Below are 14,970 nucleotides of genomic sequence, written 5' to 3' on the forward strand. Positions count from 1 at the left end.
TAGCGTGGCGAGACCACCACACGGAGGGAGCGTCACCATGGCCCAGTTCATGGATGTCCACACCAACATGCCGGGGGTCACCGCCGAGGCGTTGTACGAGGCGCACCAGGCAGACCTCGCGATCCAGGGCGACGAGTCCGTGGACTTCAAGCAGGCCTGGGCAGATCCCGTGACCGGTCACGTGTTCTGCCTGTCGGAGGGGCCGGACCGCGAGGCGATCCAGCGCGTCCACGAGCGCGCCGGCCACCCCTACGACGAGATCCACGAGATCACCGTCACCGCCTGAGCACGGGCGCCGGGGGCGGCGCCTCCATAACGGCGTGTTACCCGTCTCAAAAGCAGGGTGGGCAGGTTGCCCTTACCTGACCGGACGTACGATGGATTCACAGGCTGCGCTCAGCGTCGTCCGTGAGCCCAGCGGCACCGGACGCGCCGCGGCGACAGTCTCCAGAACTGTTCGTCCACGACCGTCAGGACCGCATGAGCAGCAAGACCGTCCAGAAGCTGGACCGCGTCGTCATCCGCTTCGCCGGGGACTCCGGCGACGGCATGCAGCTGACCGGTGACCGCTTCACGTCCGAGACCGCCGCCCTGGGCAACGACCTGTCCACGCTGCCCAACTTCCCCGCCGAGATCCGGGCGCCCCAGGGGACCCTCCCGGGTGTCTCGAGCTTCCAGCTGCACTTCGCCGACCACGACGTGCTCACCCCCGGCGACGCCCCCGACGTCCTCGTCGCGATGAACCCGGCGGCCCTCAAGGCCAACCTGCGCGACCTGCCGCGCGGGGCGACGATCATCGCCAACACCGACGAGTTCTCCAAGCGCAACCTCGGCAAGGTCGGCTACACGACCAACCCGCTCGAGGACGGCTCGCTCGACTCGTGGCACCTGCACCCGGTGGCGCTGACCTCGATCACCGTCGAGGCGCTGGCCGAGTTCGACAGCCTGTCCCGCAAGGACAAGGAGCGGGCGAAGAACATGTTCGCGCTCGGGCTGCTGTCCTGGATGTACCACCGTCCCACCAGCGGCACCGAGAACTTCCTGACGAAGAAGTTCGGCGCGAAGCCCGACATCCTCGCCGCCAACCTCGCCGCCCTCAAGGCCGGAGTCAACTACGGCGAGACGACCGAGGACTTCGCGGTCTCCTACGAGATCGCCCCTGCGCCGATGGCGGCGGGCACCTACCGGAACATCACCGGGAACGTCGCGCTGGCCTACGGCCTGGTGACCGCCTCCCACCGCGCGAAGGTGCCGCTGCTGCTCGGGTCGTACCCGATCACCCCTGCCTCCGACATCCTGCACACGCTCTCGGGGCTCAAGCGGTACGGCGTGACCACGCTGCAGGCCGAGGACGAGATCGCCGGGATCGGTGCGGCACTGGGGGCTTCCTTCGGCGGTGCGATCGGCGTGACGACGACCTCCGGCCCGGGTGTCGCCCTGAAGTCCGAGACCATCGGCCTCGCCGTCTCCCTCGAGCTCCCGCTCGTCATCGTCGACGTCCAGCGCGGAGGGCCCTCGACCGGCCTGCCCACCAAGACCGAGCAGTCCGACCTGCTGCAGGCGATGTTCGGCCGCAACGGCGAGTCGCCGGTGCCGATCATCGCGCCGCAGTCGCCGGCAGACTGCTTCGACGCGGCCCTCGAGGCGGTCCGGATCGCCACGGCCTACCGGACCCCTGTGTTCATCCTCTCCGACGGCTACCTCGCCAACGGCTCCGAGCCGTGGTCGCTCCCGAAGGTCGCCGAGCTGCCCGACCTCACCGTCGAGTTCGCCTCCGAGCCGAACGCCACCGACGAGAAGGGTGAGCCGGTCTTCCACCCGTTCCTGCGCGACCCGGCCACCCTGGCCCGCCCGTGGGCGGTCCCCGGCACGGCTGGACTGGAGCACCGCATCGGCGGCATCGAGAAGGCCGACGTCACCGGCAACATCTCCTACGACCCCGACAACCACGACCTGATGACCCGGCTGCGCGCGGGCAAGATCGAGCGGATCGCCGACACCATCGGGGACCTCGAGGTCGACGACCCGAGCGGCGAGGCGTCGGTCCTCGTCCTCGGCTGGGGATCGACCTACGGCCCGATCGCCGCGGCGGTGCGCAGCGTGCGCAACACCGGTGCGAAGGTCGCCCGGGCTCACCTGCGCCACCTGAACCCGTTCCCCGCCAACACCGGTGAGGTCCTGCGTCGCTACGACCGGGTCCTCGTCCCCGAGATGAACATGGGCCAGCTCGCGATGCTGCTGCGGGCCAAGTACCTCGTCGACGTGCACTCGTTCACCCAGGTGCGCGGACTGCCGTTCACCACGGTCGAGCTCGCCGACGCCATCGTCGGCCTCGGCACGGACGGCGACCCGACCGCCGACACCGCCCACGAGACCGTCACCAGCCACGGAGGCCCCGCATGAGCACCGAACTCGGGATGCCGTCGCTCGGCGTCCCCCACGGCACCGCCGGGGTCCCGCGACTCGGCGAGGACGCGACGCCCCAGACGAAGAAGGAGTTCACCTCCGACCAGGAGGTGCGCTGGTGCCCCGGCTGCGGCGACTACGCCATCCTCGCGTCGGTCCAGGGCTTCCTGCCCGAGCTCGGCCTCAAGCGCGAGAACATCGTCTTCGTCTCGGGCATCGGCTGCTCGTCGCGATTCCCCTACTACCTCGACACCTACGGCATGCACTCGATCCACGGGCGTGCGCCGGCGATCGCGACCGGCCTCGCGACCAGTCGCGCGGACCTGTCGGTCTGGGTCGTCACCGGTGACGGTGACGCCCTGTCGATCGGCGGCAACCACCTGATCCACGCGCTGCGCCGCAACGTGAACATGACGATCCTGTTGTTCAACAACCAGATCTACGGCCTCACCAAGGGCCAGTACTCACCCACCTCCGAGGTCGGCAAGGTCACGAAGTCGACGCCGATGGGTTCGGTGGACCACCCGTTCAACCCGGTCTCGCTGGCACTGGGTGCCGAGGCGACCTTCGTCGCGCGCACCATGGACTCCGACCGCAAGCACCTCACCGGCATCCTCAAGGCCGCCGCCGCGCACCGCGGGACCTCGCTGGTGGAGATCTACCAGAACTGCCCGATCTTCAACGACGGCGCGTTCGACCTCATCAAGGACCGCAGCCAGCAGGAGGCGCGGATCGTGCACCTCACCGACGGCGAGCGCGTGCAGGTCGGCCCGGAGGACGACCGACAGGTGCTCGTGCGCGCGGCCGGCGGTGCGATGGAGTTCGTGCCCGCCTCCGAGGTCGGCGAGCGAGAGGTCGTCGTCCACGACGCGACCGCGGGCGACCCGACGCAGGCCTTCGCGCTGTCGCGGCTGGACTCCCCGCAGATGACGCACGTGCCGATGGGGATCTTCCGCAACGTCGTCCGCCCGACCTACGACGACCTCGTGCGTGCTCAGGTCGACGCCGCTGTCGACACCGGCGGTGGCCCGGCCACCGACGAGGACCTCGATGCGCTGATCCACGGACGCGACACCTGGACCGTGGCCTGAGCGCCGGCGGCCCGGCTCCCCTGACCGGCCACGAGGAGACCCGTCGCGGGTCGCTCCAGGGACTCCTCGCCTACGGCATCTGGGGGGTCTTCCCGCTCTACTTCGCCGCGCTGAAACCCGCCGGGGCGTGGGAGATCCTCGCCCACCGGATCCTCTGGACGCTGCTGCTCTGCGCCGTCATCCTGCTCCTGCGCCGCGACCTCGCGTGGGCCCGCCAGCTGTGGCAGCGGCCACGCCTCGGCATGGGCGTCACCGTGGCCGCCCTCCTCATCGCCGTCAACTGGGTCGTGTACGTCGCAGCGGTGCTGGGTGGGCGCACCACCGAGGCGGCACTGGGCTACTTCCTCAACCCCATCGTCACCGTGGCCCTCGGGGTGTTCGTCCTGCGGGAGCGGCTGCGCCCGTTGCAGTGGGTGGCCGTCGCCATCGGCGCCCTCGCGTTCGTCTACCTGTCCGTCGCCGCCGGTTCGGTGCCCGTCATCGCGATCACCCTGGCGATGTCGTTCGGGCTCTACGGCCTGGTCAAGAAGAAGGTGGGCGTCTCCCTCCAGGCGATGCACTCGCTCACCGCCGAGACCGCGGTCCTCGCTCCCGTCGCGGCGGTCATGCTCGTGGTCCTCACCGTGCGGGGCGAGACCACGTTCACCACCGAGGGGGCGCTCCACACCGCGCTGCTCGTGGCTGCCGGTGCCGCGACCGCCCTGCCGCTGCTGCTGTTCGCCGGAGCCGCCCGCCGGGTGCCGTTGGTGACGATCGGGCTGCTGCAGTTCATCACCCCGGTGCTCCAGCTGCTGTGCGGCGTGCTGCTCCTGCACGAACACATGTCGACGAGCCGGTGGATCGGGTTCGCGATCGTGTGGGTGGCTCTCGCCGTGCTCACCGTGGACTCGCTGCGCCATCTCCCCGGGCGCTCGCGCGCCCCCGTCGCGCAGCTCGCACCGTAGGGCGCGGCGGGGCCGAGGAGCGGAGGCGATTAACGGCATACCCGGCTTGCGTTAATCGGAGTAGATAAGGTTAGGCTCTCCTAACATGAGACCACTTCGCCTCGTGGCCGCCTCCGCAGCGGCTCTCCTCGCCCTCTCCGTCGCTGCGTGCAGCACCGGCTCCACCGACACGGCCGCTCCCACCTCCGCCGGCGCGGACCCGAACGCGTTCCCCGTCACCATCAACCACGTCCACGGGTCGACGACCATCGAGAAGGCGCCCACGCGCGTGGCCACCCTCGGCTGGTCCGACCAGGACTTCGCGCTCGCCCTCGGCGTGGCCCCCGTGGGGGCCGTGAAGATCACGTGGGGTGGCAACGCCCAGGGCTCGACGCCTTGGTATGACGCGAAGCTCGCCGAGGTGGGCGCGGCACAACCCACGCGGTACAGCGACGCCGACGGCGCGCCCGTCGAGGAGATCGCCAAGCTGGCCCCCGACCTGATCCTCGTGACGAACTCCGGGATCACGAAGGAGGAGTACGCGAAGCTGTCGAAGATCGCCCCCGTGGTCGCCTACCCGGGAGCCGCCTGGGGCACCTCGTGGCAGACCTCGCTCGACCTGGTGGCCAAGGCCCTCGGCCGCACCTCGCAGGCCGCGACCCTCGCGCAGCAGACCGAGGCGTCGATCGCCGCCGCAGCGACGAAGTACCCGCAGACTCGGGGCAAGACCTTCATCTTCGGCTCGCTGACCCCCACCGACACCTCGTCCATCAGCTACTACACGCCGCTGGACAACCGGCCGCGGCTGCTCGTCGACCTCGGCATGGTGAACGCCCCGGTGGTCGAGCGGCTCAGCAAGGGCAGCACGGAGTTCTTCAGGACGATCTCGTCCGAACAGGCCGCCACCCTCGACGCCGACGTGTTCGTCACCTACACCGAGGGCGCCGGCGAGATGGAGAAGTACCTGAAGGACCCGCTGCTGCGGCAGATCCCGGCCTTCGCGTCCGGTGGCTGGGTCGACGCGTCCGACAAGACCGACTCGCTCGGCCTCTCGGCGCCCTCACCGCTGGCCATCCCGTGGGCGATGGAGAAGTTCGTCCCGCTCGTCGCCGCCGCGGTCGACCGCGCCGCCTGACGATGACCACGCTGGTGACACCGACGACCGGTCGTCGACGTCCAGCCACGGCGACCACTGCCCTCGTGGCCATGGTCGCCGTGGGGGCGGCCCTGTCGCTCACGGTGGGCTCCCGCGCCATACCGGTGCACGAGGTGTGGGCGGCCCTGACGGCCCACGACCCCGCGAACGCCGACCAGGCGGTCGTCGCCGCCCGCCTCGCCCGCACCGTCGTCGGGCTCCTCGCCGGGGGTGCCCTCGGGCTCGCCGGGGCGACCATGCAGGGGCTGACCCGCAACCCGCTGGCCGATCCCGGACTGCTCGGTGTCAACGCCGGAGCCGCGCTCGCGATGGTGCTGGCGATCTCCGTCCTCGGGGTCACGGGGCTGGGCGGGTACCTGGGGTTCGCGTTCCTCGGGGCGGCCGTCGCGGCGGTCACGGTCCACGCGATCGCCGGGCTCGGCCACGGCGGCGCCACCCCGGTGAAGCTCGCGGTGGCCGGGGCCGCGCTCACCGCCGGGCTGTCCAGCTGGACCACCGCCCTGCTGCTCACCGACCGGCAGACCCTCGACACCTTCCGCTTCTGGCAGGTCGGCACGGTGGGCGGGCGGGCCCTGGACGTCGTGTGGCCCGTGCTCCCCTTCCTGGCCGTGGGTGCCGTCCTGGCCCTGGTGGGGGGCCGGTTGCTCAACGTCCTCGCCCTCGGCGACGACCTCGCCCGCGGCCTGGGTCGCCGGGCCGGTCTGGACCGGGTCGTCGCCGGACTCGCCATCGTCCTGCTGTGCGGTGGTTCGACCGCGCTCGCCGGACCGGTCGCGTTCGTGGGCCTGCTCGGTCCGCACCTCGCGCGGATCCTCGTGGGTGCCGACTACGGCCGGGTCCTGCCCACCAGCCTCGCCCTCGGCGCCACGCTGGTCGTCCTCGCCGACACCGCCGGACGCGTCGTGCTTCCCCCCACCGAGGTGCAGGTCGGCATCATGACCGCCGTCGTCGGGGTGCCGGTGTTCCTCGTGCTGGTGCGCCGTGGCCGGATGGGTTCGCTGTGAGCGCCGCTGCGCTCGTCGTCCGGGGCGCGCGACGGCACACGACCCGTCGTCGCCGCCTCGTGGTGGCGGGGCTGGCGGCCCTGACCGTGGGCACGTTCCTCGTCCGGGTGCTCCTCGGCGACTTCACGGTCACCGTCGCCGACTTCGTGCGGATCCTCGCCGGCGCACAGATCCCGGGGGCCACCTTCATCGTGCTCGACTCGACCCTGCCCCGGGCCACCCTGGGCGTGCTCGTCGGCGCCGCCTTCGGGCTCGGCGGGGCGATCTTCCAGACCACGTTGCGCAACCCCCTCGCGAGCCCCGAGGTGATCGGCGTGAGCATGGGCGCGAGCGCTGCGGCGGTCTTCGCGATCGTCACGCTGGGGTTGTCCGGGCCCGCCGTCTCGGGGTTCGCCGTCGTCGGCGCCCTCGCGGTGTGTGCGGTGATCCGGCTCGTCGCCGGCGACCACGCGGGATACCGGCTCGTCCTCGTCGGGGTGGGGTCCGCGGCCTTCCTGTCCGCCGTGGTCCAGTACCTCTTCACCCGCGCCGACATCTACGACGCCCAGACGGCCCTGGTCTGGCTGACGGGCAGCCTCGCCCCCGCCGACTGGACGCTCATCGGGCAGCTGGGCGCCACCCTGGCCGTGCTGCTGCCCCTCGTCGCCTGGTGCTCGAGGTCGTTGCGGCTCACCGAGCTCGGCCCCGACACGGCCACCGCCCTGGGCTCCTCCCCCCGGCGGACGGACCTGTTGCTCGGCCTCGCGGTGCTGCTGGTCGGTGTCGCGGTCGCCGCGGCGGGTCCGGTCTCGTTCGCCGGGTTCCTCGCCGGGCCGATCGCCCGGGCGCTCAACGCCGGCCGCACATCGCTGCTCGCGGCCGCCCTCACCGGGGCCGCCCTCGTCACGGGTGCCGACCACGTCGGCGCCTACCTCGTCGCCGACACCAACCTGCCCGTGGGCGTCGTCACCGGCGCCCTCGGTGCGCCCTTCCTCCTGTGGCTGCTCGCCACCGGCCGAACCTCCAGGAGCACCTCATGACCGTCGTCACCTCCCACGAACCCACCGTCGCCGACGCCACCGACTCCGCAGACCCCTCGGCTGCGACCGGGAGCCGGCTGCGCGCCGAGGACGTCACCCTGAGCTACCGCGACCGGGTCGTGGTCGACCACGTCTCGACCGCGATCCCCGACGGGAAGATCACCGTCGTCGTCGGCGCCAACGCCTGTGGCAAGTCCACCCTCCTGCGAGGTATGGCGCGGCTGCTCACGCCCTCGTCGGGCCAGGTCGTGCTCGACGGGGCGTCGATCCACGCGATGCCCACCCGTGAGGTCGCGCGGCGGCTGGGCCTGCTCCCGCAGAACCCCGTCTGCCCGGAGGGCGTGACGGTGGTCGACCTGGTCGGTCGCGGCCGCACGCCCCACCACGGGCGGTTCCAACGATGGTCGGCCGACGACGAGCTCGCGGTCGCCCGGGCGCTGGAGGCCACGCACACCCTCGACCTGGCCGACCGCGTCGTCGACGAGCTGTCCGGCGGCCAGCGCCAACGGGTCTGGATCGCGATGGCCCTGGCGCAGGAGACCGACCTGCTCCTGCTCGACGAACCCACGACGTACCTCGACGTCGCCCACCAGGTCGACGTGCTCGACCTGCTCGCCGAGCTCAACGCCACCCGGGGGACCACCGTCGTCATGGTCCTGCACGAGCTCAACCTCGCCGCCCGGTACGCCGACCACGTCGTGGCCCTGCTCGACGGCACGGTCGTCGCCTCGGGCCCGCCCGCGGAGGTCATCACCGAGGAGTCGGTGCTCCGGGTCTTCGGCATGCGGTGCCGCGTGGTGCCCGACCCGGTGGCGCACACCCCCATGGTGGTGCCCGTCGGTCGTCACCGACCGCAGGTGCACACGCCCCGTTCCACCCCCGGTGGAGGCACCCGGTGACCTCGGCCACGGCCACGACCCGGACCCGGCCTGCCCCGACCACGCTGGTCACGCCCGTGCTCGTCGAGGCGATCGAACGGATCAGTCCGTCCTTCGTGCGCGTCACGTTCGGTGGGCCCGGGCTCGTCGACCTCAGCACGGCGGACGGGTTCGACACACGGTTCAAGGTGGTCTTCCCCGGACCGACCGGGCTGCTGCCCGGGTCGACGTCCACCCCCGAGCAGTGGCAGGAGTCGTGGCGCGCCATGCCCGAGGCGGAGCGTTCGCCCATGCGCACGTACACGATCCGCGAGATCACGACGGCCGGCGACGCGGTCCGTCTCGTCACTGACTTCGTCGTCCATGAGGCTGCCACCGGCGGCGAGTCGGCCCTCGGCCCCGCCTGCCGGTGGGCGCTGACCGCGCGACCCGGTGACCTCGTCCACATCGTCGGGCCGCACCGTCGCTCCCCCATGTACGGCGGCACCGAGTTCGACCCGGGCGCCCTGCGCGACCTGCTCCTCATCGGAGACGAGACGGCCCTCCCGGCGATCGCGCGCATCCTGGAGGACGTCGGCCCGGGCTTCACGGGACACGCGTTCGTCGAGGTGCCGACCGCTGCCGACATCCCTGTGCTGCCCGAGCACGACCTGGTGGACGTGACGTGGTTGGTGCGCGGCGGGGCTCGCCAGGGCCGGACCCTGGTCGCCGCCGTGCGCTCCCACCTCGGGCTGCCTCCCACCGACCTCGACGCCCCGCTGCCCGACGTGTCGAGCACCCTCGACGTCGAGGTGTGGGAGACGGCCCGTTACTCCTCGGCCGGCGAGGACCTCGGCGTCCCGGTCCCCGACGCCGGGTCGTCTCCTGTGCGGGAACGCCCGGACCTGCAGGACACGTACGCGTGGATCGCCGGCGAGTCGTGGTGCGTCCGGGCGCTGCGCCGCGTGTTGGTCACCGAGCTCGGGGTCGAGAGGTCGCGCGTCGCGTTCATGGGGTACTGGCGCGAGGGCGTCGCGATGCGCTCCTAGCCCCTTCCCTGTTCCTCCCCTCCTCCTCCCACCTCCTGCGGCGGTTCGAGGTGTTCCGCTACCAGGATCCGGTCGCGGAACACCTCGAACCCGATGGAGGGGAGGGTCAACGGGGGGCAACGGGCGTCAGCGAGGCGGGAGGTGGTGACCGGTGCCGCCGTCGATGAGCTCCCGGATGATGTCGGCGTGCCCGGCGTGCCGGACGGTGTCCTCGATCATGTGGACCAGCACCCAGCGCATGCTCACGGTGGTGCCGGCGTAGGACGTGCCCGTCGCGTCGAGCCCCAGCTCATGGACCGAGGCGTCGGCCGCGGTCCACGAGCGCCGGTAGAAGTCGACGATCTCCTGCGTCGTCTCCCCGGGCGCGGCCCGCATGTCCGCCTCGATGTCCTCGGAGATGTCGGTGAGAGGCTCGTGCGGTCGCCCGAACGTCTCGCAGAACCAGCCGTACTCGGAGTTGGCGAGGTGCTTGACCAGACCGACCAGGCTGGTGCGACTGGGAACCGGCGACCAGCGCTGCTGCTCGTCGGTGAGGCCGTCGAGCTTCCAGAGCATGACGTCGCGGTGGCTCTGCAAGGCCGCCAGCAGGACGGTCGTCTCGTCACCGTCCGCGGCTCGTCTCTCGTCACCCCGGCAGGCTAGCGACCACCGCGGACACCCGGCCCCGAGCGCTCGGAACCAGGGGGGTCAGTCGCCCAGGAGGTGGCGGACGTGCTCGCTGGTGAAGGTGCGGTCCGGGTCGAGGCGGTCACGCACCATACGGAAGTCGTCGAACCTGGGGTAGAGCTCGCGCAGTCGTTCGGCACCGAGGGTGTGCAGCTTGCCCCAGTGGGGGCGTCCCGCGTGCTCGGCTGCGATCGCCTCGAAGGCGGCGAACACTCCCCCGTCGTCCATCCGGTGGTACTGGTGGACGGCGACGTAGGCGTTGTCCCGCTCGTAGGCGGTGGAGAACCAGACGTCGTCGGCCCCGGTGAACCGCAGCTCGACAGGGAACGGCAGCGAGACGTCGTGGGAGTCGATCCAGGAGCGCAGCGCGGTGACCACCGGACCAACGGAGCCGAGCGGCACGGCGTACTCCATCTCGCGGAAGCGGACCCGCCGCGGCGAGCAGAACACCTTCCACGAGTCATCGGTGAACTCGCGCGCCGACAGCGTCCTGGCCGTCAGCTGGGCGAGCCGGGGGACGATGCGCGGCCACCGGGTGCTGGCCCGGTTGACCACCTCGAAGAAGTCGTTGGCCAGCAGGTCGTCGTCGAGCCTCGCGCGCCACGGCGGCAGGGCGCGCCCGCCGTGGTCGGGGCCGACGTCGTCGTTGTGCTTGACCAGCACCCGCGTCGTGTGGGGGAACCAGTGCATGTCGACGTGGTCGTGGCCCTCGACGTCGGCGGCGACGGTGGCCAGCACGTCGGTGAGGTCGGCGCTGAACTCGCGAGCGTGGATCCGGAACGCGGGGACGCACTGCAGCTCCACCTCGGTGACCACCCCGAGCGCGCCCAGGCCGACGCGGGCCGCCCCGAACACGTCGGGCTCGGTGTCGGCCGAGCAGCGCAGCAGTCCGCCGTCGGCCAGCGCGATCGTCAGCCCGGACACGGCCGCCGCGATCCCCTGACGGCGCAGCCCGGACCCGTGGGTGCCGGTGGCGATCGCGCCGCCGATGGTCTGCTGGTCGATGTCACCGAGGTTCGGCAGGGCGAGCCCGAGCACCTGGAGCGCCGGGTTGAGCACGTGCAACGGCGTCCCGGCCGCCACCGTGACCCGGCGGGCGGCCGGGTCCACCGAGGTGATGCCGGTGAGGTGGTCGAGGCGCACCTGCACCCCGTCCGTCGCGGCGACCGGGGTGAACGAGTGCCCCGACCCGACCGCCTTGACCGGTATGCCGCGGGCGTGGGACCGCGCGAGCGTGGCCCTGAGCTCGTCCACGTCGTGGGGTATTGCGACCTCGGCAGGACGGCAGGTCTGGTTGCCACCCCAGTTGGTCCAGGTGTGGGCGGTCGGCGAGCTCATCCGAAGTTGCGTCCTTCACCCCGGTACGTCGGCACCGTCTCGACGAGGTCGGTGCCGCTGACGAGGTGGAGCGCGTTGAAGCGTTCGCACAGCTCGCCGGCCTTCGCGTGGCGGAACCACACGCGGTCCCCGATCTGCAGGTCGCGAGCGCCCTTGCCCTGCAACGGGGTCTGCACCTCGCCCGCCCCCTCGCGCCGAACCATCCGCAGGTCGCGTCCACCGAACAGTGCCGGCAGCCGCTCCCACCCGGGCGGCCCCGACGCGATGTACCCGCCCCCGGACACGGTGACGAACCCCGGTCCCGGGCGCCGGGTGACGGCCAGGGCGAAGGCCGCCGCAGGTCTCGGGCTGAAGGCGTCGTACCCGTCGAACAGGGTCGGGCCGTAGAGCCCCGACCCGGCAGCGACCTCGGTGACGACGGGGTCGAGGGCGGTGAGGTGGACCGAGCCCGTGCCGCCGCCGTTGACGAACTCGAGGTCGGCGACGTCCCGGACCGCCCGCACGACGGCGCGGCGGCGATCGACCAGGGAGGCGGCCGACCGCGCCTTGACGAAGCGGACCGCGGGTGAGGTGTCGGGCAGCCCGGCGATCTGCGCGTCGTAGAACATCAGGCCCACGACCGACAACCCGGCGTCGCTGGCGGCGCGGGCCACCGCGACCGCGTCCTCGGGGCTGCGCACCGGCGAGCGCCTGACCCCGATGTGGACCGGGCCGACCCGCAGCGACGAGTCGACGTCGACGGCGACCCGCAGGCCGTGCGGTCGGGTGAGGGCGGCGAGCATCCGGACGTGGTCGAGGCTGTCCACGGTCACCGTCACCTGGCTGGCGGCCAACCCGTCGAGGGCCAGCTCCGACAGGGCCAGGACGTCGACGCTGGGGTAGGCGACGTAGACGTCCTCGAAACCGGAGTCGACCAGCCAGGAGGCCTCGCGGACGGAGTACGCCATCACCCCGGAGAAGCCGGGACGCGCGAGCGCCCGCCGCAGGAGGGGGCGGCAGCGCACCGACTTGGAGGCGACCCGGATGGGCACCCCGTTCGCCCGCCGGACCAGGTCCTCGGCGTTGGCGTCGAAGGCGTCGAGGTCGACCACGGCCAGGGGCGCGGGAAGACCGACCGTGGCGACGTCCCAGGACCGCGGCGGCGCGGGGGCAGCGGTCTCGAGCGGCTCGACCGCACCCGTGCGCGCAGGGTCGTCCGGGTCGACGGCGGGATCGACGTCCCGGTGCAGGGTCACACGACGACCCTACTAGCGCCATACCCGCTGTTCACCGCAGATCACCCAGCGTTCATCCAGCCGCCGCCCGGGCTCCAGCCCCGGTTCCTAGCGTGGGCGAGGCGGCCCGGCTCACCCGGAAGCGGGCGCCCACGCCCCCTACGGAGGAACCGATGTCCGCACCATCGCCTGCGCCCACGCACCGCCCGCTGCTGCCCCTGCTGCGCACCCACCAGGGGGGCAGGTCTGCCATGACCTGCCACTTCAAGTGTGACGACGCGTGCAGCAAGCCCGTCCCCAACACCAGCGACAACTCCTACTTCGGCGACCTCGTCTCCTCGCTGGCCTCGCGCCGTGGTGTCCTCAAGGGCGGTGGCCTCGCCGCTGCCGTCGTCGGCCTCGGTGCGTTCGCCGGGACCGGCGCGGCGGCTGCCGCCCCGTCCGGCACCCCCGCCGGGGGCCCGGCCGGCGGCGCGAAGGGAGGGCCTAGGGGCTCGAAGTCACCGTTCGGCTTCACGCCGATCCAGCCCCAGCCGGCCGGCACCGACAAGGTCGTCGTCCCGCAGGGGTTCGAGTGGTCGACCATCATCAGCTGGGGCGACCCGATCATCTCGGGCGCACCCGAGTTCGACTTCGACAAGCAGAGCGCCAGGGCCCAGGAGGGCCAGTTCGGCTACAACAACGACTACACGGTGCTCATCCCCGGCCGCGACGCGAACCGCGGAACCCTGGTCTGCAACAACGAGTACACCAACGACGAGCTGATGTTCCGTGGCTACACCGGTTCGGCGGGCCTGACCACCGAGCAGCTGCGGATCAGCATGGCCGCCCACGGCATGTCGGTCGTCGCGCTGCGCCGTCGCAACGCCCGCGACCAGTGGCGCCACGTCCGCATCGATCGCGTCAACCGCCGCGTCACCGCGACCACGCCGTTCCGGCTCGACGGTCCTGCCGCCGGCCACCCGCTGCTGCGGACCTCGGCGGACTCCACCGGCCGCCGCGTGCTCGGCACCTTCGCCAACTGCTCCGGCGGCGTCACCCCGTGGGGGACGGTCCTGTCCGGTGAGGAGAACTTCAACGGCTACTTCGCCGCACCCACGGCACCGGCCGACCAGGCCGACGCCTACAAGCGCTACGGGCTGACCGGGTCCAAGGGCCGGGGCTGGGAGCGCGCCGACCGGCGGTTCGACGCCACGCAGGAGCCCAACGAGGTCAACCGGTTCGGCTGGGTCGTCGAGCTCGACCCGTCCGACGCCTCCTCGACGCCCGTCAAGCACACCGCGATGGGTCGCCTGAAGCACGAGGGCGCCAACGTGACCATCGCGCCCGACGGGCGGGTCGTCGCCTACATGGGTGACGACGAGCGCTTCGACTACCTCTACAAGTTCGTCTCCCGCGGGAAGTACCAGAAGGGCGACTCCCGCAAGGCGCGGGCCAACAACCTCTCACTGCTGTCCTCCGGCGACCTCTACGTCGCGAAGTTCACCGGCGACGGGTTCGAGGACGGCATCAGCGACGGCACCGGCTACTGGCTGCCGCTCGTCGTGGACGACACCTCGTACGTAGCCGGTATGAGCGTCGCCGAGGTGCTCATCTGGACGCGGCTTGCCGCCGACAAGGTCGGCCCGACGAAGATGGACCGCCCCGAGGACGTCGAGCCCAACCTCGTCAACGGCCGCACGTACGTCGTGTGCACCAACAACACGAGCCGCCAGCCGAGCCAGATCGACGAGGCCAACCCGCGCGCCAACAACAAGCACGGGCACATCGTCGAGCTCGTCCCGTCCCGCGGCGACGACACGACGACCACCTTCACCTGGAAGATCGTCCTCATCGCCGGCGACCCGAACGACCCGACGACCTACTTCAACGGGTACGACCGGTCCGACGTCTCGCCGATCTCCTGCCCCGACAACATCGCCTTCGACCACGAGGGCAACATGTGGATCGCCACCGACGGCAACGCCCTCGGCGCCTGCGACGGGATGTACCTGTACCCGCTCTCCGGGCCGCACCAGGGCCACCTGCAGCAGTTCCTGTCGGTGCCGGCGTACTCCGAGTGCTGTGGCCCGCTCGTCACCTGGGACCAGAAGTCGGTCCTCGCGGCGGTGCAGCACCCGGGCGAGACCGAGGGCGCCTCACCGTCGGCCCCGGCCAGCCAGTTCCCCTACCAGGGTGACGGCCAGCCCCGCCCCAGCGTGATCCAGATCCGCCAGCGCTGACCCGACGTGGTGCCGCCGAGGCGCC

The 14,970-nt window shown here is 71.8% G+C and carries 13 protein-coding genes; 10 read left to right on the forward strand and 3 right to left on the reverse strand.

Going from position 1 to position 14,970, the window contains the following annotated elements:
* Positions 1–37 precede the first annotated feature (37 nt).
* The 9 genes from ASC58_RS19865 to ASC58_RS19905 all read left to right on the forward strand — a co-directional run bounded on the left by ASC58_RS19865 (position 38) and on the right by ASC58_RS19905 (position 9,505).
* The gene (locus ASC58_RS19865) at positions 38–286 is read left to right on the forward strand and encodes an SCO4226 family nickel-binding protein (protein ID WP_056915547.1); all 249 of its coding nucleotides are present in this window, start codon (positions 38–40) and stop codon (positions 284–286) included.
* A 194-nt stretch (positions 287–480) separates the two neighbouring features.
* Positions 481–2,403 (forward strand): 2-oxoacid:acceptor oxidoreductase subunit alpha, encoded by a 1,923-nt coding sequence (locus tag ASC58_RS19870; protein ID WP_056920502.1) that lies wholly within the window; start codon positions 481–483, stop codon positions 2,401–2,403.
* Positions 2,400–3,497 carry a 2-oxoacid:ferredoxin oxidoreductase subunit beta gene (locus ASC58_RS19875; RefSeq protein WP_056915549.1) on the forward strand — a complete coding sequence of 366 codons (1,098 nt, stop codon included), beginning with the start codon at positions 2,400–2,402 and terminating at the stop codon, positions 3,495–3,497. Before ASC58_RS19870 ends, ASC58_RS19875 begins: the two co-directional genes overlap by 4 nt.
* A gap of 77 nt (positions 3,498–3,574) precedes the next feature.
* Positions 3,575–4,441 (forward strand): EamA family transporter RarD, encoded by an 867-nt coding sequence (gene rarD, locus ASC58_RS19880; protein WP_369796267.1) that lies wholly within the window; start codon positions 3,575–3,577, stop codon positions 4,439–4,441.
* 85 nt (positions 4,442–4,526) lie between these two features.
* Positions 4,527–5,555 carry an iron-siderophore ABC transporter substrate-binding protein gene (locus ASC58_RS19885; RefSeq protein ID WP_056920504.1) on the forward strand — a complete coding sequence of 343 codons (1,029 nt, stop codon included), beginning with the start codon at positions 4,527–4,529 and terminating at the stop codon, positions 5,553–5,555.
* A gap of 14 nt (positions 5,556–5,569) precedes the next feature.
* Positions 5,570–6,580: a FecCD family ABC transporter permease gene (locus ASC58_RS19890; RefSeq protein ID WP_369796265.1), complete on the forward strand. Its 1,011-nt coding sequence runs from the start codon at positions 5,570–5,572 to the stop codon at positions 6,578–6,580.
* Entirely contained in the window at positions 6,577–7,599 is a 1,023-nt protein-coding gene (locus tag ASC58_RS19895; protein WP_056920506.1) for an iron chelate uptake ABC transporter family permease subunit, read from the forward strand. Before ASC58_RS19890 ends, ASC58_RS19895 begins: the two co-directional genes overlap by 4 nt.
* Positions 7,596–8,498: an ABC transporter ATP-binding protein gene (locus ASC58_RS19900; RefSeq protein WP_082553494.1), complete on the forward strand. Its 903-nt coding sequence runs from the start codon at positions 7,596–7,598 to the stop codon at positions 8,496–8,498. The genes ASC58_RS19895 and ASC58_RS19900 overlap by 4 nt, the downstream gene beginning before the upstream one ends.
* Positions 8,495–9,505, forward strand: coding sequence for a siderophore-interacting protein (locus ASC58_RS19905; RefSeq protein ID WP_056920507.1), 1,011 nt, complete (start codon positions 8,495–8,497; stop codon positions 9,503–9,505). Before ASC58_RS19900 ends, ASC58_RS19905 begins: the two co-directional genes overlap by 4 nt.
* A gap of 126 nt (positions 9,506–9,631) precedes the next feature.
* Here ASC58_RS19905 and ASC58_RS19910 read toward each other — a convergent pair whose 3' ends face one another.
* The 3 genes from ASC58_RS19910 to ASC58_RS19920 all read right to left on the reverse strand — a co-directional run bounded on the left by ASC58_RS19910 (position 9,632) and on the right by ASC58_RS19920 (position 12,744).
* Entirely contained in the window at positions 9,632–10,093 is a 462-nt protein-coding gene (locus ASC58_RS19910; protein WP_056920508.1) for a DinB family protein, read from the reverse strand.
* A 99-nt stretch (positions 10,094–10,192) separates the two neighbouring features.
* Complete coding sequence (locus tag ASC58_RS19915; protein WP_056920509.1) at positions 10,193–11,509, reverse strand: D-arabinono-1,4-lactone oxidase; 1,317 nt, start codon at positions 11,507–11,509, stop codon at positions 10,193–10,195.
* On the reverse strand, positions 11,506–12,744 hold the full coding sequence (locus ASC58_RS19920; RefSeq protein WP_369796266.1) for an alanine racemase: 1,239 nt from the start codon (positions 12,742–12,744) through the stop codon (positions 11,506–11,508). The genes ASC58_RS19915 and ASC58_RS19920 overlap by 4 nt, the downstream gene beginning before the upstream one ends.
* Positions 12,745–12,896: 152 nt before the next feature.
* Between ASC58_RS19920 and ASC58_RS19925 the strand changes: the two genes are divergently transcribed.
* Positions 12,897–14,945: a PhoX family phosphatase gene (locus tag ASC58_RS19925; RefSeq protein ID WP_056920510.1), complete on the forward strand. Its 2,049-nt coding sequence runs from the start codon at positions 12,897–12,899 to the stop codon at positions 14,943–14,945.
* Positions 14,946–14,970: the final 25 nt, after the last annotated feature.

The sequence above is a fragment of the Phycicoccus sp. Root101 genome (assembly GCF_001426245.1).
GTDB lineage: Bacteria > Actinomycetota > Actinomycetes > Actinomycetales > Dermatophilaceae > Pedococcus.

Bases quoted from the DNA above. Each gene is read 5' to 3' on its own strand.
- ASC58_RS19865 (WP_056915547.1), top strand. From the start codon at position 38: ATGGCCCAGTTCATGGATGTCCACACCAACATGCCGGGGGTCACCGCC.
- ASC58_RS19925 (WP_056920510.1), top strand. From the start codon at position 12,897: ATGTCCGCACCATCGCCTGCGCCCACGCACCGCCCGCTGCTGCCCCTG.
- ASC58_RS19900 (WP_082553494.1), top strand. From the start codon at position 7,596: ATGACCGTCGTCACCTCCCACGAACCCACCGTCGCCGACGCCACCGAC.
- ASC58_RS19915 (WP_056920509.1), bottom strand. From the start codon at position 11,509: ATGAGCTCGCCGACCGCCCACACCTGGACCAACTGGGGTGGCAACCAG.
- ASC58_RS19875 (WP_056915549.1), top strand. From the start codon at position 2,400: ATGAGCACCGAACTCGGGATGCCGTCGCTCGGCGTCCCCCACGGCACC.
- ASC58_RS19870 (WP_056920502.1), top strand. From the start codon at position 481: ATGAGCAGCAAGACCGTCCAGAAGCTGGACCGCGTCGTCATCCGCTTC.
- ASC58_RS19885 (WP_056920504.1), top strand. From the start codon at position 4,527: ATGAGACCACTTCGCCTCGTGGCCGCCTCCGCAGCGGCTCTCCTCGCC.